A 19062-nucleotide genomic window follows, 5' to 3' on the forward strand; every position below is an offset into this window, starting at 1 on the left:
CCTGGCGACCACCACCACCTTGATTGACTGCCGCCGGTGCCGATATCGATTCCTCGCCAATGGACAGTGGCGACGCATTCGGCGTATCGTCCCGGCCGTCATGGTATTCTCTTGTCAACTCCACTTCCGCATGCCCCGTCAGATCGTCTTCGGTCTCGGTTGTCTCCTGTTGCTCACCGGCGCCAGGGCGACGACAGCGGTGGAACTGCAACCGCATCGGGCCGTGTATCGCCTGTCGCTCACCGCCGCGGAGCGGCCGACGGACGTGGTCGCCGCTGACGGCGTCATGCTTTACAGCTTCGCCCGCGGTTGTGACGGCTGGACGGTGGAAAACAAGACCGTCCTCCGCCTCACCTACGACAACGACACGACGACCCAGACCTTCTGGTCCTTCGTCAGCTGGGAATCGATGGACGGACGACAGTTTCGTTTTCGTGCCCGCTATGACCAGGATGGCGAGAAGGTCGAAAAGATCTCCGGGCGCGCCGACATCCATCCCACGGCCGGTGGCAGTCACTCTGGCAGCNNGGCCCGCTTCTTCGAACCGGAAGCGCAGACGATGGCGTTGCCGATGGGCGCCCTTTTCCCTACCCAGCATCTGCGCCATGTCATTGCCGCCGCTATCGGTGGTCAGCATCGCCTCAACCGAATCGTCTTCGACGGGGCCAGCCTGGACAATCCCTATCAGGTCAGTGCGCTGTTCGGTCCGTTGTCGGACACCGACGCGGAGGAGATAGCGAAGGCTGCCGGCCTGCCGAAGCTCCCGGCTTGGTGGACGCGGATGGCTTTCTTTCCCGAAGGATCATCTGACGCGGTGCCTGAGTTCGAGATCGACGCCAATTATCGCGCCGACGGCATTGCCGACCACATCGTCCAGCGGTTTGAGCGCTTTGCCCTTGATCTGCGCCTGCACCAGCTCGACGTGCTGCCGCCACCGGAGTGTTGAGTACCGGGTGTTGAACGCGGGGCGCCTTCAGCCCCTGTCGATCGAGACGCTCGACGCGCTGGCGGCGCTCCCGGCGGTCGGCCACACAGCCACGCAGCTCCCCTGACGCCGCTCGCATCCCCATGGCGATTGCGTCGCAGCGGCGTGACCACAGCATCGGAAAAAACCCACCGCTCCCACAAGCGGGGCACTGCTTGGTAGAGGCTGTCGACCTTGGACATGCCGCCACCAAGGACGATCACGTCCGGATCAAGCAGGTTGATCACCGTTGCCAACGCCCGCGCCAAGCGATGCTGGTAGCGATCGATGGCGGCGAGAGCGTCGGTATCGCCCGCTGTCGCCAGGGCGATGATCTGCGGCGGAGTCGCATGGTGTCCGCTGGCGGCGGCGAAATCGCGGGCAAAGCCGGGACCGGACAGGAAGGTTTCGATGCAGCCGCTGCGCCCGCAGTAACAAGGGGGCCCGGCACTCTCTTCGCGCGTCGGCCAGGGCAGCGGGTTATGTCCCCATTCGCCGGCGATGGCGTTGGCGCCGATGCGCGGTTGCCGCGCGATCGCCACCCCGCCACCAACACCAGTACCGAGAATGACGCCGAACACCACACCGGCATCCGCACCGGCGCCGTCGACGGCTTCCGATACGGCAAAGCAGTTTGCATCGTTGGCGATTCGCACCGGCCGGCTGAGGAGGGATTCCAGATCACGATCCAGCGAACGGCCGTTCAGCCACGTGGAGTTGGCGTTCTTGACCAGCCCCGTCGCCGGCGAGATGGTCCCGGGAATGCCAACACCGACGCTGCCAGCGCATCCAATCTGCTGCTCGATCGCACCGACCAGCGACGCGATCACCTGCAGCGTCGCGGCATAGTCGCCGCGTGGTGTCGGCACGCGCAGACGGAGCTGTTCCGCACCGCCAGCCGCGAGAGCGACAGCTTCGATTTTGGTCCCGCCGACGTCGATTCCGATCCGCATCGCCCGATAATATGTGCGCCTCTGACGCGCGCCGCGTCACTCCGCTCAGCCCCTTCGTCGTGCCATCAGGAGCATCGGGTCAACGAATGGACAGCGAGCTCACCGTGGCCTTCGACGGTTCCTCATGTGAATAGGAGATCGTCGAATTATCGCAGTAGAGACGGTAGAGCGTTGCCAGAACCTGACTGGCTTCCTCGCCGGCAAGAGAGTAGTAAATCGTTTGTGCAGAGCGCCGGGTTTTGACCAATCCATCACGTCGCAGCCGCGCCAAGTGCTGCGACAGGGCGGACTGGCTCAAGCCAACCAGACGTTCGAGTTCTCCCACTGAACGCTCACCCGCCAGCAGCTGGCACAAAACTACAAGCCGGTGGGGATTCCCCATCGATTTGAGTAACGTGCTCGCGCGTCGGGCACTTGTATGTAAAGCCTCCACGTTCACGTTATTCACCGTTTCCTGTTGACCGGCTTTGCCTTTTCGCACACACAAAGCACTTTATTGCCTATGAAAGATGTGGAAATAAACTTCCCACACCCTAACTCTAATGAATGTCCGCGATCACCGCTATGCTGTTTTTTCGCGTCCGAGCCCCTCAGGCAAAATAGTCTGGGGAACTTTCGCAGTGCGCGCGTAGCGTACACAGCATCAACCATCCAAATACGCGAACGATCCCATGCAAGAGAACAAATTGCGCGAGTTGGACGCGCGCGGCCTCGCCTGCCCTCTACCGGTGTTGCGCGCCAATCGGCTGCTTCGCAGCATGACGCCCGGAGCACAATTGAAAGTGATGGCAACAGATCCATCCGCGCCAGCCGATTTCGTCCAATTCTGCTCGGCGACCGGCCACCGTTTGCTCGACCAGTCGTGCCAGGATGGCGAATTCCATCTCATCATTGAAAGGCGAAGTGACGGCCAATGAAACAAAGCGCGTTGTGGCAGCGAGGTTCGCCGCCAAACGGCTTTGCCGCCGGCAGGCAAAAGGCGTCGTCGCGGGTGTTTGCCTGCTTCAGCCCTGACTGAAGACAAGCCAGCGTTGTGTCGGACCGCTGATTGGCAATGAGGCGGCGGAATGCGCCATTTCATCCTTTCAAACGGTGACAAAGCCGACCAGAATGGCGCCAATAATCATCCTGGGGACGTCCCGAAGGCTATATCCGCACCATGCCGACAGCTTTGTACACTCATCCGGTATGCCAGGAACACGAAATGGGCGAATGGCATCCGGAAACACCGGCGCGCCTCAAGGCGGTTCTCAGCGCACTCGAAACGGAAGAATTTACCTTCCTGCATCGAATTGAAGCACCGCTTGGTACACTGCGCCAAATCGAAAGGGTGCATGCGCCTTTCTACGTTGAGTCAATCTTCGAGAACGTCCCCAATTCTGGTCACGTGCATCTGGATTCGGACACGGCGCTGAACCCCGCCACCGGTGACGCGGCGCTGCGCGCGATCGGCGCCATCTGCGCCGCTGTCGATGTGGTCGCCAACGGCGAGATGCGCAATGCCTTCTGTGCCGTTCGCCCGCCCGGACACCATGCCGAATCATCGGCAGCGATGGGCTTTTGCCTATTCAATAATGCTGCGGTAGCAGCGGAACACGCCCGTCACGTCCATGGCATGGAGCGGGTCGCGGTCATCGACTTCGATGTTCACCACGGCAACGGAACACAGAATCACGTTTTTCGTTTTCGTGACCTGTTTTACGCCTCAAGCCACCAGTGGCCTTGTTATCCCGGCACCGGCATGGAGCATGAAACGGGCGTTTTCAATAACATCGTCAATGTGCACTTGCGTCCGGGGAGTGGTTCGGAGGAGTTTCGCCGAGGATATATTGAGCGAATACTTCCTGCCTTGCGCAACTTTTGTCCAGAACTGGTGATTATCTCTGCTGGTTTTGACGCCCATTACCGCGATCCCCTTGCTCAGCTTCGCCTGGAAACTGAAGACTTTGCCTGGGTAACACGCGAAATCCTCGAGGTAGCGGAGAAAACCTGTCGTGGCCGCGTTGTCTCCACCCTGGAGGGAGGCTACGACCTGCAGGCCCTAGGCGTCTGCGCCGCCGCTCACGTCCGGGCGCTGATGGGGCATTGAAACGGCGAACGCTTCCGCCGCTAGGCCAGGGCCCGGCAACGAGACTAATGCGAGCGCGAATGAGCTAGGCGATCAACCCGACGTTACATTTCAGCGACACTCAGTAAGAACTCGCAAGCGTCGCCTCGCGCTTGCAGCAATTGTGCTTGCGCCCCTGTCGGAAACCCTCGACAAGGGATCCTTCCATGATTGTTGCGCTCATGCAACGCACCGTGTCTTGCGCTTCGAGAGATCGCCCTCCGCAATTGGACGGGGTGGTTGAGGGTGTAGAATGGGGGTGTTAGGAGCTGCGAGGGCCATGACGGCGGTAGGCACAAGCGACACTTCGCAACTCACTTTCGAGGAAGCCCTCGCGGAACTGGAAGCGATCGTTCGCCGTCTTGAAGAAGGAAGCGGCAAGTTAGACGATGCGATCGCAGCCTACGAGCGTGGAGCGATGCTGAAGCGCCATTGCGAAGCGAAGCTACAGCAAGCGCAGATGCGTATTGAAAAAGTTGTTCTCGGGCCAGACGGTACCGCCACGCTGGAACCCGCAGACCTGGATTGAGAGGCTCGATCTTGTTCGAGATCAAGGCGGCACTAGCAGAAAATGCCCGCGAGGTAGATCAGGTTTTGGATCAACTGCTACCCCTACGGCCGGACCCGGAAGCCCGGTTGATGGAGGCTATTCGCTATTCTGCGTTATCGGGCGGCAAACGAATCCGCCCTTTTCTGGTGACCTACAGTTCGACTTTGTTCGGCGTCAGCCGTTCTTATGCGATGCGGGTTGCAGCCGCGGTGGAAATGGTTCATTGCTATTCGCTCATCCACGATGACCTGCCAGCGATGGACGATGATGATCTGCGTCGAGGCGTACCCACCTGCCACGTGAAGTTCGACGAGGCGACGGCCATTCTCGCTGGCGATGCGCTGCTGGCGCGTTCGTTCGAAGTGCTTGCCGATCCGGCCACCCATTCGGATCCGCGGGTGCGTAGCGATCTCGTCGTCGAACTGGCGCGCGCTGCTGGGGGTGACGGTATGGTCGGCGGGCAGATGCTTGATCTTCTCGCCGCCGAGAGTTCGCTGCAGATGGCGGAAATCACCCGCATGCAGCGGATGAAGACCGGCGCACTGATCGCTTTCTCCTGCGAATCGGCAGCGCTGCTTGGCAAGGCCAGCGACAGTGCCCGTCACGCACTGCGCGCTTACGCCCATGATCTCGGCTTGGCGTTTCAGATCGCCGACGACCTGCTTGACGTTGAAGGTGACCCGGACGTCGTCGGCAAGCGGACGCAAAAAGACGAGAACGCCGGCAAGGCAACGTTCATTTCGCTGCTCGGCACCGATCGAGCGCGATCCCAATCGCAGATGTTGGCGCACCAGGCGGTACAGCATCTCGATATGTTTCCTGATACCGCCGACCCGCTCCGCGCGCTCGCCGAGTATGTGGTCAACCGTAACAACTAGGTAGACTTGGCACCCGACGAGGGCCGTGCTGATCGCACTAGCGGACGCCAGTTAAGGAGGTAAGATTTGACCGAGCCCAGTAAAACACCGCTCCTCGATCGCATTAATGATCCCGCGGATTTGCGCAAATTTCCCGAGGATCAGCTGCAGAAGCTGGCAGACGAATTGCGTCAGGAGACAGTACGCTTCGTTTCGTTTACCGGCGGTCATCTTGGAGCGAGCCTGGGCGTTATCGAACTGACCCTGGCGTTGCACTACGTGTTCAATACGCCGCAGGACAAACTGCTCTGGGACGTTGGTCACCAGTCCTACCCGCACAAGATTTTGACCGGCCGGCGTAGCCGCATGCCCACCCTGCGTCAGGGCAACGGCCTCTCCGGTTTCACCAAGCGGTCGGAAAGCGTTTACGATCCCTTCGGCGCGGCGCACACCTCCACGTCCATTTCCGCCGCGCTCGGTATGGCAGTGGCGCGCGACTTTCAGGGCCAGGACCATGACGTGATCGCCGTCATCGGCGACGGCGCCATGAGCGCCGGTATGGCCTACGAGGCGATGAACAACGCCGGGTCGATGAACTCGCGGCTGATCGTCATCCTCAACGACAACGACATGTCGATCGCCCCGCCTGTCGGTGCGATGAGCGCCTACCTGTCGAAGCTGATCTCCTCCAAGCCCTACCGCTCGATCCGCCACGTTCTTGCCGAACTGGCGAAGAAGTTCCCGCGCGGCTTGGAAGTGGCGGCACGCAAGGCGGAGGAATACGCCCGCGGCCTCGTTACCGGCGGCACGCTGTTTGAGGAATTGGGTTTCTTCTATGTCGGGCCCATCGACGGCCACAACTTCGAGCACCTGCTGCCGGTGTTGAAGAACCTGCGCGACGACCGTGAGGCGGGTCCGGTGCTGGTGCACGTGGTCACCAAAAAGGGCCATGGCTATCCGCCGGCCGAGAAGTCGGCCGACAAGTACCACGGCGTCGGTCGGTTCAACGTGCTGACCGGCGAGCAGGTCAAGGTGCGCGCCAACGCACCGAGCTATACCGACACCTTCGCCCGTGGGCTGATCAAGGAAGCCGAGCACGACGACAAGATCGTCGCCATCACCGCGGCGATGCCCGCCGGGACTGGCCTCGACAAGTTCGGCGCTCGCTTCCCGGACCGCTGCTTCGACGTGGGTATCGCCGAACAGCATGCGGTGACCTTTGCCGCCGGCCTCGCCTGCGAGGGCTTCAAGCCGTTTACCGCCATCTACTCCACGTTCCTGCAGCGGGCCTACGATCAGGTGGCGCACGACGTCGCTCTGCAGTCGTTGCCAGTGCGCTTCGCCTTGGATCGTGCCGGTCTCGTCGGTGCCGACGGCGCAACCCATGCCGGCGCCTTCGATCTCGCCTACATGTGTTGCCTGCCACGGATGATCGTCATGGCCGCCGGCGACGAGGCGGATTTGATGCACATGGTGGCGACGGCGGTGGCGATCGACGATCGGCCGTCGGCGTTCCGCTATCCGCGTGGCGAAGGCCTGGGCGTCGACATGCCGGAGCGCGGCATCCCGCTCGAGATCGGCAAGGGCCGCATCCTGCGCGAGGGCACCTCGATCGCCATTCTCAGCATTGGCACCCGCCTCAAGGAGGCGCTGAAGGCAGCGGACGAGTTGGCGGCACGCGGGCTGTCAACCACGGTTGCCGACGCGCGCTTCGCCAAGCCGTTGGACCACGACCTGATCCGCCTCCTGGCGCGCAATCATCCGGTGCTGATCACCGTCGAAGAGGGTACGGCTGGCGGCTTCGCCGCGCATGTCATGCAGTTCATGGCGACCGATGGCCTGCTCGACAACGGCCTGAAGTTCCGGCCGATGGTGCTGCCCGACATCTACATCGATCAGGACAAGCCAGAAACGCAGTACGACATCGCCGGCCTGAATGCCTCGCAGATCGTCGGCACGGCGCTGGCGGCGCTCGGTCAACTGAAAGACGCGGCGGCCGCCGTCCGCGCCTGAGGCGCATGAACCCTCACCCTACCCCTCTCCCGCCAGCGGGAGAGGGAGGCGGCCGCAGTGCAGCGGGAAGCTGAGGGATGCCGGCTAAGGGAAAGCTTCGGGTCGATCAGTTGCTGGTCGAGCGTGGTTTGGCAGAAAGCCGATCCCGGGCGCAGGCGTTGATCCTTGCCGGGGTTGTTTTCAGCGGTGACCGGCGGGTGGCGAAGGCAGGTGATCTGCTCGCCGGCGANCGCCCCCTCGCCGTCCGCGGTCGCGATCACCCCTGGGTGTCACGCGGCGGACTCAAGCTGGTGCGCGCACTCGATCACTTCGCGATTGCCCCTGCCAGCGGCGTCTGCCTCGACGTCGGCGCATCAACCGGCGGCTTTACCGACGTTCTTCTCAGCCGCGGTGCGACACGCGTCTATGCCGTCGACGTTGGAAACAACCAGCTCGCGTGGAAGCTGCGGCAGGACCCGCGTGTCGTCGTCCTCGAACGCACCAACGCCCGCACCCTCAACCGCGAGCAAATACCCGAACCGATCGATCTCGTCGTCGCCGACGTCAGCTTCATCAGCCTGACCCTGGTGCTGCCGGCGGCGTTGGCGCTGACCGCCCCGGGAGCGCGACTGGTCGCCCTGATCAAGCCGCAGTTCGAAGCCGGCCGCGACCAAGTCGGTAAGGGCGGCATCGTCCGCGACCCGGCGGTGCGGCAGCAGGTGTGCGAGCGGATCGAAAACTGGCTGGCAGCACAGCCCGGCTGGCAGGTCATGGGCCTGACCGAAAGCCCGATCACCGGCGCCGACGGCAACGTCGAATTTTTAATCGCGGCGCGGAAGTAAAGGCTGCCATCTGGGGCAGTGCGCTTTGTCCCCACTTAGCCCCACGACCGGCTGACGTGCGCCCGAAACGACCGGCCGTCTGCGTTTCCCCGGAGAAAAACCAGAGGCAGCCATAACGACACCGGGGTCTTCTGCGTCCGCTATAGTGTTTAAAGCACAGATTTACTTTGATCGATGGCTGCCTGTTCTTTTTCAAGTTGGGTCAACAGTGCCTGGGCACTCCTCATAAGAGGGTGATTGATGGGCAGGCATGCTGCCATCCGCGGCAGTAATGCTTGAAGTGATTCATGAGCCTCGTCGGAGCGGCCGAGGCCGTGGAGGATGCTGGCCCGCAGGGAGCGCGTGGTCAGCGTGTCGGGATGCTCGGCGCCCTTGACCCTCTCTTCGAGCGGCAGCAGTGCCTCGACGGCGTCGAGCGCTTCGTCGGAGCGGCCGAGGTCGCGGAGGATGCTAGCCCGCAGGGAGCGCGTGCTCAGCGTGTCGGGATGCTCGGCGCCCTTGACCCTCTCTTCGAGCGGCAGCAGTGCCTCGACGGCGTCGAGCGCTTCGTCGGAGCGGCCGAGGTCGCGGAGGATGCTAGCCCGCAGGGAGCGCGTGCTCAGCGTGTCGGGATGCTCGGCCCCCTTGACCCTCTCTGCGAGCGGCAGCAGTGCGTCGACGGCGTCGAGCGCCTCGTCGGAGCGGCCGAGGTCGCGGAGGATGCTGGCCCGCAGGCCGCGCGTGCTCAGCGTGTCGGGGTGCTCGGCGCCCTTGACCCTCTCATGGAGCGGCAGCAGTGCCTCGACGGCGTCGAGCGCCTCGTCGGAGCGGCCGAGGTCGCGGAGGATGCTGGCCCCTAGGTAGCGTGTGGTCAGCGTGTCGGGATGCTCGGCGCCCTCGACCCTCTCAAAGAGCGGCAGCAGTGCCTCGACGGCGTCGAGCGCCTCGTCGGAGCGGCCGAGGTCGTGGAGGATGCTGGCCCGCAGGTACCGCGTGTTCAGCGTGTTGGGATGCTCGGCGCCCTTGACCCTCTCTTCGAGCGGCAGCAGTGCCTCGACGGCGTCGAGCGCCTCGTCGTAGCGGCCGAGAAAACTCAGTGCGGCCGTGTGCCAGTAACGTGCGGTAAGCGTCAATGACGCTGACGGGCCGAGGCGGCCACGCGCGGTAAAGACCGCGCGAAGGGCGAGACGCTCTGCCGAACGATAATAGCCAGCGACGAGGTTCAAATGACATGAGTCGCACAGACGGACGACGAGGGTCGGAACGTCGACATCGACGCCGAACAGCGCTTCGAGTGCTGCTTCATCATCATCGAATTCAACTGCGTCCGCGCCCTTCGGGTCCTGCCGGTCGGCCTTGATTTCGATGATTTCCGCCAGGAGATACTGACGGTCTCGGTCATCGGGCTGGCACAGCACGGCTATGCGCGCGAATCGTTCGGCCTTGGCGAGGCCGGTGCGCGGCATCTGCGGCAGCGTCGAGAGATGATGGAGCGCCAGCTCATGGGTGATCCGCCCGATGTCCGACGCGAACGCTTCGAATCCGCGGATCAGCGCGCGAATCGCCAGGACTTCGTTGCCGTCCCGCCGTTCGCGCTCCATTCTCTCCAGAATGGTCGCTGGTGCGGCCGCACTGAGAGCCGTGACTTCCCGCTGCAGCGCTTCGATCTTGCGTATGTTCGCATCCCTGAGATCGGAGAGCGCCTTATTTTCAAGCCGCAGGTCGTCGACGGTCCGGCGCATCAGCCGTCGCACCACCCATGTGGTCAGACCGATGATCGGCCCAAACAGGCCGACGATCGTCGACAGCTGCGACAGAGCGTCCAACTCTGCAAATTTCGCCCACGCTTGCTCAGCGAAGGCGAGTAGCGCCAAATCCGCCATAATCCCCCTAAACCATGGCCGCCGAAGCATCCTGAGCATCACGTTGTGGTCATGAGTTCCAGGCCGTCTGCTTGAGCTGGCATAGCGCTCTCGGCATGCGTTCACAATGAGCACGCGGAGCGTCTGCTGTTGGCGTTTCCCTCCCTCGCCCATGACGACCTCGTTTCTGTTGTCGTGGGGCCTCAGGACCGAACTGCTCGGCTTGATCGCAACGCGGATTGACGATGTCCTGGCCGGTGCCCCGCGTCTCCTTCGGCGCTGGACAGAAGACGATGCGACTGCCAGACCACACTCCCCGGCCTTGACCAGGATGCAGCGGCGGCCCGGCGGGCCGCCGCGATCCACACGGGATGATTTGACTACTTGGCGTAGTCGTAGGTGCCGTCTTTCCACTCGTAGACCACATAGGCCGGCTGCTTGACGTCACCTTTCGCGTCGAAGGAGATCGGCCCGAGCACGGTTGCGAAGGTATTGTCGTGCAAGGCGGCGATCACCTTGTCGGTATCGACGGAGCCCGCTTTGCGCGCCGCATCGGCCCAGGTCTGTACCGCACCATAGGTATAGAGGGTGTAGCCCTCCGGCTTGACGCCCTTGGCTTCGAATTCCTTGACGATTTTGGCGTTGGCGGGGTCTTTGGCGGGATCGAGACCGAAGGTCATCTTCGTCCCCTGGCCAAGCGGCCCGGTGATGCTCCAGTATTCGTTGGTCGCCAGCGCGTCGCCGGAAAGCAACTGGGTCGACATCCCCTGCTCACGCATCTGCCGGGTGATCAGCCCCGCTTCGGTATGGTAGCCGCCATAGTAAAGAACTTCGACGCCAAGGTCCTTGAGCTTGCTGACCAGCGCCGAATAATCCTTTTCACCCTTGCTGATGGTCTCGTAGAGGACTTCCTGGATGCCGCGCGCGTTCAGCTGCTTCTTGGTTTCGTCGGCCAGTCCCTTGGAGTAGGTCTGCTTGTCGTGAACGATGGCGATCTTCTTGCCGGCGTAATGGTCGGCAAGGTAGTTGCCGGCGACGACGCCTTGCTGATCGTCACGACCGCAGACGCGGAAGGTCGTCTTGCGGCCCGCCTCGGTCAGCTGCGGGTTGGTGGAGGCCGGTGAGATCTGGATCACGTTGCCTTCGAAGTAGACCTCGGAAGCCGGAATGGACGAACTCGAGCAGTAGTGCCCGGCAACCAGCTTGACACCCTTGGCGACCACCTGATTGGCCACATCGCGCGCCTGCCGGGGATCGCAGGCATCATCACCGACTTCGAGCACCAGCTTCTGGCCGAGGACACCACCCGCGGCATTGATGTCGGCCACCGCCTGCTCGGCACCGGTCCGCATCTGCGCGCCAAAGGTGGCGTTATCACCAGTCATCGGTCCGACGACGGCAATCGGAATGTCAGCACTCGCCACCCGCATCCCCAGTGCCAGGACCGAGGCCACGGTCAAGGCGAAATGTCCGGCATATCTCATAACGTCTGTCTCCCATCTCGCTTAATATATCGGGATTGATCCACAACATTTGTCGCACCCGCCGGCAGCGGCAGGACAGCCCCTCTCGTTTGCCCTAGATATTGTTTTCGCTCCAGTCGGAATCGGCAATTTATCAACACAAAATTCCCGCGACCGGTCCCGACAACCGGTCACTGGGGTTGGCTTGGCACCGGCAACCGCTCGCGCCAGCCAACGAGACCGGCACGTTCATAGAGCCATGGGTATTGCGCAACCATCTTGCGGGCGCGGTTGATGCCGAAGCTCAAGGCGCTGATGCCGGCCAGGATTGCCAGGGTGATCAGCAGCCCTGGCAGGGAGAACAAGACGGAATGGAATAGGGCAAACAGCACGAAGCGCGTTCCCAACGCCAGCAGTAGGCTATAGGCGAAGACCTGCCACAGCGGCTTCCAGCCGACGGCGATCGCCTTACCGGTGATCCAGGCGGCCCCACCGGCCAGCAGTCCATTGAGAACAATGAAGGCAAGCAGGCTGGTGCCCATGACCGCTTGCGTGAATTCGCCGCTCACGCCACCCCTCCTTCAAGATAGGCGGCGCGAATCTCTTCGTTTTTCAACAGCTCGCCGGCCGGGCCGCTCAGGCTGACCTGGCCGTTGACCAGAACATAGCCGCGATGGGCAATGGCGAGCGCGTGGTGGGCGTTCTGTTCGACGAGGAAGACGGTTACCCCCTCGCGGCGATTGATGTCCTGAATGATTTGGAAGATCTGCTTGACCAGCATCGGGGCAAGGCCAAGCGACGGCTCGTCCAGCAGCAGCAGACGCGGCCGGCTCATCAGCGCCCGGCCGATCGCCAGCATCTGCTGTTCACCTCCGGACAGGGTGCCGCCGCGCTGGCGGACCCGTTCCTTCAGCACCGGAAATAGTCCGAACACCCGGTTCAGGTCCTCGTCCAGATTTTCCGCCGGCGCCACCGTGGCGCCAATGAGCAGATTCTCCAGGACGGTCATTCGCGGAAAGATGTGCCGCCCCTCCGGCGAATGAGCGATGCCGCCGGCGATGATCGCGTTCGTCGAGCGATGGGCGATATCCGCGCCGTCGAAAAACACCTGTCCGCGCCGTGGATGCGGCTGGCCACAGATGGTCATCAGCATCGTCGTCTTGCCGGCGCCGTTGGCACCAATCAGGGTGACAATCTCGCCGCGCCCCACCTCCACCGACACGCCGCGCAAGGCCTNCGACGTTGCCGTAGGCGGTATAGACATCACACAGTTGCAGCAGAGGCGGTGCGCTCATGCGGGCTCCGAATGAATGGCTTCGGCAACGAGGTCATCGGCCTCGCCACTCTCTTCGCCCAGATAGGCGCGGATCACTGTCGGATCACGGCGGATCTGCGCCGGAGTTCCCTCGGCGATCTTCCGGCCGTAGTCGAAAACGACGATCAGATCGGAGATCCCCATCACCACGCTCATGTCGTGTTCAATCAGGATGATGCCGATCCGATGCTGCTCCTTGATCGCCAGCAGCAGCTCACGCAGTTCGCCCGTCTCGCGCGGGTTGAGGCCGGCGGCGGGCTCGTCTAGGCAAAGCAGCACCGGCTCGATGCACATGGCGCGGGCGATCTCCGCCCGCCGCTGCTGGCCGTAGGAAAGGCCGGAGGCCGGCATGTCGGCACGCTCGGTGAGCCCGACGCGATCGAGCCAGTAGCACGCCAGATCGATCGCCGCCTTTTCCGCATGGCGATAGCCGGGAAAGCGGAGCAGGCCACCGATGGTGAACCGCGACGCCTTCATCAGCTTGTTATGCTGCGCAACGATCAGGTTCTCCAGCACCGTCATCGCCGGGAACAGCCGGATGTTCTGAAAGGTCCGGGCCACACCCGCCTGCTGGGCGATGCGGAAGCCGTCCATCCGCTCGAGAAACAACCGCCCCTTGGCTGGATGGTTCAACGTCAGGCGACCTACAGTCGGCTTGTAGAAGCCGGTGAGGCAGTTGAAGACGGTGGTCTTGCCGGCACCATTGGGACCGATGATCGCGGTGATGGCGCGATCGACGACGTTGAAGGAAACATCGTCGATGGCCACTAGGCCGCCAAACCGCATCGACAGGTGTTCAACCGCCAGCAGCGGCGGCGCCGCGTTTGCCGTTTCTGCCACCACCGGCTCGCTCATCCGGTCAATTCCGTTTCGCCTGTCGCTTTGCGCAGCAGCACCGGGCGCTGGCGATCGAGGCGAACCGTCGGTTGGCGGAAGCCGACGAGCCCGGCGGGCCGCACCACCATGATCAGCACCATCAGCGCACCGAAGGCGAGCATGCGGTACTCNGTCGAGACCACGCACGAGTTCTGGCCCGCCGATCAGCAGCACGGCGGCGACGACCACACCGATTTGGCTGCCCATGCCGCCCAGGACGACGATAGCGAGAATGATCGCCGNATCGATGAAGGTGAAGCTTTCCGGGCTGATGAAGCCCTGGCGGGTGGCAAAGAAGCAGCCGGCAAAGCCGCCGAACATGGCGCCGATGGCGAATGCCGTCAGCTTGGTGTTGGTAGGATTGATACCCAGCGCCCGACAGGCAATTTCATCCTCGCGCAGCGCCTCCCAGGCACGGCCGATGGGCAGCCGGCGAATGCGCAGGGTGAAGAAGTTGGTGAGCATTGCCAGGACGAGGATCAGGTAGAACAGAAACGCCTGACGATGCATGGGCGAATAGGCGAGGCCGAACAGGGTGTGAAACGTCTCCTGCCCGGGAGGCGCGCTGGGAGCGAAGGGGACGCCGAAAAAGGTGGGGCGGGGAATACTGCCGATCCCATTCGGGCCGTTGGTCAGCGAGAACCAGTTGATCAGGATGATCCGGATCATCTCGCCGAAGCCGAGGGTGACGATGGCGAGATAGTCACCCCGCAGTCGCAGCACCGGGAAGCCCAGCAGCACCCCAAACGTGGCCGCCAATAGGCCCGCGAGCGGCAGGCCTTCCCAGAAGGTGAAATTGAAATGCGTCGCCAGCAGCGCGAAGCTGTACGCACCCACGGCGTAGAAGGCCACGTAGCCAAGATCCAGCAGCCCGGCGAGGCCAACGACGATGTTCAGGCCCCACCCCAGCATGACGTAGGTCATCACCAGGATCGAGACCTCGAGCACGTAGCGGTTGGCCCAGACCGGGACCGTGGCCGCGAACGCCAGCGCGGCAAGGGCGAAGCCGGTCTGCAGCCACCGGCGCCGCAGCGCCGCACGCTCATCGACGACCACCGCCGACGCACGTCCCGCCCGATGCCGCCGCGACGTGATTGCATGCCGGAGCAGCACGAAGAGGAGGCGTCCGACGAACACGGCAGCGACAGCGATCGCCACCTGGGGCCAGCGCGTCTGCAATGTCAACCCGCCACCACTGAGCGGCTGAACCGTCTTGAAGCCGAGGAGAGGAATGGCAATCAGCAGGGCGACCGTCGCCGCCACCGCCGCTTCCTTGGCTGCGGCAACCAAAGGCGGCGGCGCGCCTGTCCCTGCGGCCGNCCATCTTCAGACCTTCTCGATTTCCGGTCGGCCGAGCAAGCCGGTGGGCCGGAAGATCAGCACCATGACGAGGATCGAGAACGCGGCAACGTCTTTATATTCGATGGTGAAATAAGCCGACCAGAACACCTCGATTAGGCCGATCAGGAGGCCGCCCAACATGGCGCCCGGCAGCGAGCCGATCCCCCNCAGCACCGCGGCGGTGAAAGCCTTGATCCCGGCAAGGAAGCCAATGAAGAAGTCGATGACGCCGTAACGGAGGGCAAACATGGTACCGGCGACGGCGGCGAGCGCGGCACCCATGACGAAGGTGATCGAAATCGTCCGGTCGACATTGATGCCGACGAGCGAGGCCATCAGTGTGTCCTGCTGACAGGCCCGTTGCGCCCGGCCGATGGAGGTTCGGGTGATGATCAGCGTGAACGCCAGCATCAAGCCGATGGTCAAAAGGATGATNNGAATCAGTTCCAGGTAGCTGAGGCGCACAACGAAGTCGCCCCGGTGCATCAGTTCAATCCCCCCTTTGACCACCGGCGGCAGCGACTTTGTCCGCGGTCCCTGTAGCACCTGCACGAAGTTCTGCAGGAAGATCGACATGCCGATCGCCGAGATCAGCGGCGCCAGACGTGGCGCCTTGCGCAGCGGCCGATAGGCGATCCGCTCCAGCGTCCAGCCATAGACACTGGTGAAGACCATTGATGAGAGAAGAACAAGAACGATGGCGAGCGGCACCCAGGTGACGTCAGCCATGCCGAGCAGGAGAAAGGTGATGACCGCGACGAAAGCACCGATCATGAATATCTCGCCATGGGCGAAATTGATCATGCCAATGATCCCGTAGACCATCGTATAGCCAAGAGCGATCAGGCCATAAATGGCGCCGAGCGTCAGCCCGTTGATCAGCTGCTGGAGAAAATACGCCAATAGCCACCTCCCCTGCGCGCGGACTTGTTGCTCTTCTGGCGCGTGATCGTGGCCAACGCCACCATTGCCCGGGCGTTTGCCCCTGAGCAGACCGCTATGTGTTTACCGTTTTTGGCTATCAATGCAACAGCTCACCCGCCTGGCTCACCGTTCCACGCCGGATTCGGTGGATGCTAGGCAAGCGGTGAGCCAGCGCAAGGCAGCTGGCGGCCGGCGGCAGCGAGATAGGGACGCTTGCGATCTCGGCCCAGCCGCCTCGACCGCGTACGGCTGCTCACCCGATCGCCCCATGTGGCACACCGCGCCGCCGCGGGCTCAGGATTTGCATTCTGTTCATCGACGTTAACCGCGGAGCGCCGAAGGCGCCGCGCCTTCGGCGAACATTGACGCTGGCCTCCGCCATAAACAAATAAACAAAAATAAAGACCCTCGGGCCGGCAAAGCGGCGCGCCGAGGGTCTTATTTTTCGGAAGACTGTAGCTTCCGAACTCGAACACATCGAGTTGAAGCTTGGGCTTTCAACTTCGTCACCGGTGCCAAGGGGCCGGTGACCACTTGCTGATCCGGCGGGGTCATGCGTTCGATGCACCCTCCAACTACTGTTGACCTACTATTACTATGCACCCGCTTGCCGACCGTTGTCAAGGCGCTGGCCGGCGCGACGTGAGAAGCCCGACCTCGCAACGCTGTCTGTTGGCGGATTGCGCTGCGCTCACATTTATAAATTTGGGGTGCCGCAGCATCAGTTGCCATACGTGGCGTATGCGATCACAGCTAGAGCGGAGGCCGATCTGAGTGAATCGTTGGGGATTGAACGAACCCGCTGTCGCGGGAGTGGGGTGATCGGTTAGCAGGGACAGCTCCCGTCTGAGAGGATTACGGCGTGTTGAAGCCCTATTCTCAGACAGGAGCACCTCGATGGCCGAGATGAGCCCTCTGCGCCGGCGCATGACCGAGGACATGACGGTCCGCAATCTGTCGCCGGCGACGCAACGGTCCTATCTGCACGCGGTCAGCAAGTTCAGCCGCCACTTCGCGTCGCTCGCCGGACCAGCTTGGCCTGGAGGACGTGCGCGCGTTCCAGGTCCATCTGGTGTCGACCGGCATTTCGTGGCCGGCGCTGAACCAGACGGTGTGTGCCCTGCGGTTTTTCTACGGCGTGACGCTCGGGCACGGCGAGATCCCGGAGCGGATCCCCTACGCGCGCGAGCCGCACAAGCTGCCAGTGGTGTTGAATGCCGATGAAGTGGTGCGCTTTCTCGAGGCGGTGCCCAGCCTGAAGAGCCGCGCTGCGCTGGCAACGGCCTATGCGGCACAGCTTCGCCACCCACCTGCTGGAGAACGGCACCGACATCCGCATCATCCAGGTGCTGCTTGGCCACGCCAATCTGTCGAGCACGGTCCGCTATACCCGGGTCTCGAACGGCCTGATCCGGCGAACGCAGAGCCCGCTCGACCGGCTGACGCTGGAGGTCGTGCCGCCCGCCTGATGCGGCCGCACGATGGCGGCCAGATGGGAGGTGGCGGATGTCTTCCGCCGCCATGGGGATGCTTATCGCCGGGCGCACGACGGCCATCTGGGCCGGGTCGAGCGGCGGGTGATGAGTGCGGTCGCGCTGTGCCGGACGGCGGCGCTGGGCGGCCATGCCGAGGGTTGCGCCGACTGCGGCTTCGTCCGCCACGCTTACAACTCCTGCCGCAACCGGCACTGCCCGAAGTGCCAGGGTCAGGCCCGCGCCGAGTGGCTGGCTGCCCGGCAGGCCGAGCTCCTGCCGGTGCCGTACTTCCACGTCGTCTTCACGGTAGCGTCGCCGGCGGCCGAGATCGCCTTCCAGAACAAGCAGACGGTCTATGCCATCCTGTTCCGCACGGCGGCGGAGACGCTGCGCCGGATCGCCGCCGACCCGAATCACCTCGGGGCCGAGATCGGTCTCGTCGCCGTGCTCCACACCTGGGGCCAGACCCTGCAGCATCATCCCCATGTCCATTGCGTCGTACCCGGCGGTGGCCCGTCGCCCGACGGCACCGCTGGGTCGCCCTGCCGGCCCGGCTTCTTCCTGCCGATCCGCGTCCTCTCGCGGCTGTTTCGCCGGCTGTTCCTGGACGAACTGCGCGCCGCGTTCGACGCTGGTCAGCTCGGCTTGTTCGGCGATCTCGCCCACCTCGCCGACCCGGCCGGCTTCGCTCGTCGCCTCCGCGATCTGCGGCGGGCCGAATGGATCGTCTATGCGAAGCCGCCGTTCGGTGGGCCGGAACAGGTGCTGGCCTATCTCGCTCGCTACACCCACCGCGTCGCCATCGCCAATTCGCGGCTGATGACCGTGACCGAGGATGACGTCACGTTCCGCTGGAAGGACTATCGTCACCACGGCAAATCGAAGGTCATGGCCCTCGACGCCGACGAGTTCATCCGCCGCTTCCTGCTCCACACCCTGCCGGACGGGTTCCATCGCATCCGCCATTACGGCTTCCTCGCAAACGGCCACCGCGCCGCGAAGCTGGCGCTGTGCCGCGAGTTGTTGGCCGCGCGACCGATCATCGAGCCCGCAACACCGACTGAGCCGAAGCAGGCCACCATTGCGTTCGATCGCTGCCCCTGCTGCGGCGGCGCGATGATCACCTTCGCCATCCTCCTTCGACCACCGCCCCGCCCCTCGTTCCGCCAGGACACCTCATGAGCCGCCGGCATCCTTGCCGCTCCGCCTGTCCGGCACCGACGCTGCCGTGCGTCGGTGCCCATAGCCTTGTCCAACAGCCTGCCCGGCTGCGCCAGATCCGGCGCAGCGCCCCTCGAACGCGCGGTTCAGCTCACTGCCGCGACCAACCGCCCGGCATCGCCGGCCTCGACCGCTCCCGGGCAATTCTCATGCAGACCCGCCCGAAAGCTGTCTCGGACCACCAGACGCGGCAACAATCCCCATAGCTCGCCGGCCATCCGCGGGTTCGCTCAATCCGGCTTCAATGAGGTCGCGCCGACGCACGCCAAACACCTCGTCACGCGACCTCACAGAAGCCTCCAGATTCCCATTGGGGGCTGGTTCTGATTCAAGATGTCTGC

General features: G+C 63.3%; 15 protein-coding genes and 3 pseudogenes. 9 read left to right on the forward strand and 9 right to left on the reverse strand.

Features of this window, described 5'->3' with window-relative positions:
• The first annotated feature begins 130 nt into the window (after positions 1 to 130).
• The gene (locus tag HQ394_RS05100) at positions 131 to 946 is read left to right on the forward strand and encodes an EipB family protein (RefSeq protein WP_190262368.1); all 816 of its coding nucleotides are present in this window, start codon (positions 131 to 133) and stop codon (positions 944 to 946) included.
• Here HQ394_RS05100 and HQ394_RS05105 read toward each other — a convergent pair.
• Both HQ394_RS05105 and HQ394_RS05110 read right to left on the reverse strand, forming a co-directional pair.
• On the reverse strand, positions 841 to 1917 hold the full coding sequence (locus tag HQ394_RS05105; RefSeq protein WP_190262369.1) for an ROK family protein: 1077 nt from the start codon (positions 1915 to 1917) through the stop codon (positions 841 to 843). The two genes, HQ394_RS05100 and HQ394_RS05105, sit on opposite strands and share 106 nt — an antisense overlap.
• 79 nt (positions 1918 to 1996) lie before the next feature.
• Positions 1997 to 2356 carry an ArsR/SmtB family transcription factor gene (locus HQ394_RS05110; protein WP_190263133.1) on the reverse strand — a complete coding sequence of 120 codons (360 nt, stop codon included), beginning with the start codon at positions 2354 to 2356 and terminating at the stop codon, positions 1997 to 1999.
• Positions 2357 to 2588: 232 nt separating this feature from the next.
• Between HQ394_RS05110 and HQ394_RS05115 the strand changes: the two genes are divergently transcribed.
• The 6 genes from HQ394_RS05115 (at position 2589) to HQ394_RS05140 (ending at position 8265) form a co-directional block, all read left to right on the forward strand.
• Complete coding sequence (locus HQ394_RS05115; protein WP_190262370.1) at positions 2589 to 2834, forward strand: sulfurtransferase TusA family protein; 246 nt, start codon at positions 2589 to 2591, stop codon at positions 2832 to 2834.
• 287 nt (positions 2835 to 3121) lie between these two features.
• Positions 3122 to 4006 carry a histone deacetylase family protein gene (locus tag HQ394_RS05120; RefSeq protein ID WP_456151486.1) on the forward strand — a complete coding sequence of 295 codons (885 nt, stop codon included), beginning with the start codon at positions 3122 to 3124 and terminating at the stop codon, positions 4004 to 4006.
• Between the two features lie 298 nt (positions 4007 to 4304).
• A complete protein-coding gene (locus HQ394_RS05125) occupies positions 4305 to 4553 on the forward strand; it encodes an exodeoxyribonuclease VII small subunit (RefSeq protein WP_190262372.1) in 249 nt (82 codons plus the stop codon).
• Positions 4554 to 4561: 8 nt separating this feature from the next.
• Positions 4562 to 5452: a polyprenyl synthetase family protein gene (locus HQ394_RS05130; protein WP_223292035.1), complete on the forward strand. Its 891-nt coding sequence runs from the start codon at positions 4562 to 4564 to the stop codon at positions 5450 to 5452.
• Between the two features lie 66 nt (positions 5453 to 5518).
• Positions 5519 to 7444 (forward strand): 1-deoxy-D-xylulose-5-phosphate synthase, encoded by a 1926-nt coding sequence (dxs, locus tag HQ394_RS05135; RefSeq protein ID WP_190262373.1) that lies wholly within the window; start codon positions 5519 to 5521, stop codon positions 7442 to 7444.
• A 77-nt stretch (positions 7445 to 7521) separates the two neighbouring features.
• A complete protein-coding gene (locus tag HQ394_RS05140; protein WP_190262374.1) occupies positions 7522 to 8265 on the forward strand; it encodes a TlyA family RNA methyltransferase in 744 nt (247 codons plus the stop codon).
• Between the two features lie 149 nt (positions 8266 to 8414).
• Here HQ394_RS05140 and HQ394_RS05145 read toward each other — a convergent pair whose 3' ends face one another.
• The 7 genes and pseudogenes from HQ394_RS05145 to HQ394_RS05175 form a co-directional block, all read right to left on the reverse strand.
• On the reverse strand, positions 8415 to 10472 hold the full coding sequence (locus tag HQ394_RS05145) for a tetratricopeptide repeat protein (RefSeq protein ID WP_223291860.1): 2058 nt from the start codon (positions 10470 to 10472) through the stop codon (positions 8415 to 8417).
• A 14-nt stretch (positions 10473 to 10486) separates the two neighbouring features.
• A complete protein-coding gene (locus tag HQ394_RS05150) occupies positions 10487 to 11590 on the reverse strand; it encodes a branched-chain amino acid ABC transporter substrate-binding protein (RefSeq protein ID WP_407644713.1) in 1104 nt (367 codons plus the stop codon).
• A 170-nt stretch (positions 11591 to 11760) separates the two neighbouring features.
• Positions 11761 to 12138 (reverse strand): DUF6867 family protein, encoded by a 378-nt coding sequence (locus tag HQ394_RS05155; RefSeq protein ID WP_190262376.1) that lies wholly within the window; start codon positions 12136 to 12138, stop codon positions 11761 to 11763.
• Positions 12135 to 12849 (reverse strand): annotated as a pseudogene (locus HQ394_RS05160) (ABC transporter ATP-binding protein). Before HQ394_RS05160 ends, HQ394_RS05155 begins: the two are co-directional and overlap by 4 nt.
• Before the next feature lie 11 nt (positions 12850 to 12860).
• Positions 12861 to 13739, reverse strand: coding sequence for an ABC transporter ATP-binding protein (locus HQ394_RS05165; RefSeq protein WP_190262377.1), 879 nt, complete (start codon positions 13737 to 13739; stop codon positions 12861 to 12863).
• Positions 13736 to 15050, reverse strand: a pseudogene (gene livM, locus HQ394_RS05170) (high-affinity branched-chain amino acid ABC transporter permease LivM). The gene HQ394_RS05165 and the pseudogene livM overlap by 4 nt, the downstream one beginning before the upstream one ends.
• Before the next feature lie 36 nt (positions 15051 to 15086).
• Complete coding sequence (locus HQ394_RS05175) at positions 15087 to 16004, reverse strand: ABC transporter permease subunit (RefSeq protein WP_190262378.1); 918 nt, start codon at positions 16002 to 16004, stop codon at positions 15087 to 15089.
• Between the two features lie 1307 nt (positions 16005 to 17311).
• On the opposite strand from HQ394_RS05175, the pseudogene HQ394_RS05180 reads away from it, so the two are divergent.
• Both HQ394_RS05180 and HQ394_RS05185 read left to right on the forward strand, forming a co-directional pair.
• A pseudogene (locus HQ394_RS05180) lies at positions 17312 to 17494 on the forward strand (tyrosine-type recombinase/integrase); the annotation flags it as partial.
• Between the two features lie 12 nt (positions 17495 to 17506).
• A complete protein-coding gene (locus tag HQ394_RS05185; RefSeq protein ID WP_190262380.1) occupies positions 17507 to 18682 on the forward strand; it encodes an IS91 family transposase in 1176 nt (391 codons plus the stop codon).
• The last annotated feature ends 380 nt before the right edge of the window (positions 18683 to 19062 follow it).

The sequence above is a fragment of the Defluviicoccus vanus genome (genome assembly GCF_014672695.1).
Taxonomy (GTDB): domain Bacteria; phylum Pseudomonadota; class Alphaproteobacteria; order Rhodospirillales; family Defluviicoccaceae; genus Defluviicoccus; species Defluviicoccus vanus.

What these genes read in the sequence shown, in the direction of transcription:
- HQ394_RS05105 (WP_190262369.1), bottom strand. Translation starts at nt 1,917, where the DNA reads ATGCGGATCGGAATCGACGTCGGCGGGACCAAAATCGAAGCTGTCGCT.
- HQ394_RS05115 (WP_190262370.1), top strand. Translation starts at nt 2,589, where the DNA reads ATGCAAGAGAACAAATTGCGCGAGTTGGACGCGCGCGGCCTCGCCTGC.
- HQ394_RS05120 (WP_456151486.1), top strand. Translation starts at nt 3,122, where the DNA reads ATGGGCGAATGGCATCCGGAAACACCGGCGCGCCTCAAGGCGGTTCTC.
- HQ394_RS05125 (WP_190262372.1), top strand. Translation starts at nt 4,305, where the DNA reads ATGACGGCGGTAGGCACAAGCGACACTTCGCAACTCACTTTCGAGGAA.
- HQ394_RS05150 (WP_407644713.1), bottom strand. Translation starts at nt 11,590, where the DNA reads ATGAGATATGCCGGACATTTCGCCTTGACCGTGGCCTCGGTCCTGGCA.
- HQ394_RS05165 (WP_190262377.1), bottom strand. Translation starts at nt 13,739, where the DNA reads ATGAGCGAGCCGGTGGTGGCAGAAACGGCAAACGCGGCGCCGCCGCTG.
- HQ394_RS05185 (WP_190262380.1), top strand. Translation starts at nt 17,507, where the DNA reads ATGGCGGCCAGATGGGAGGTGGCGGATGTCTTCCGCCGCCATGGGGAT.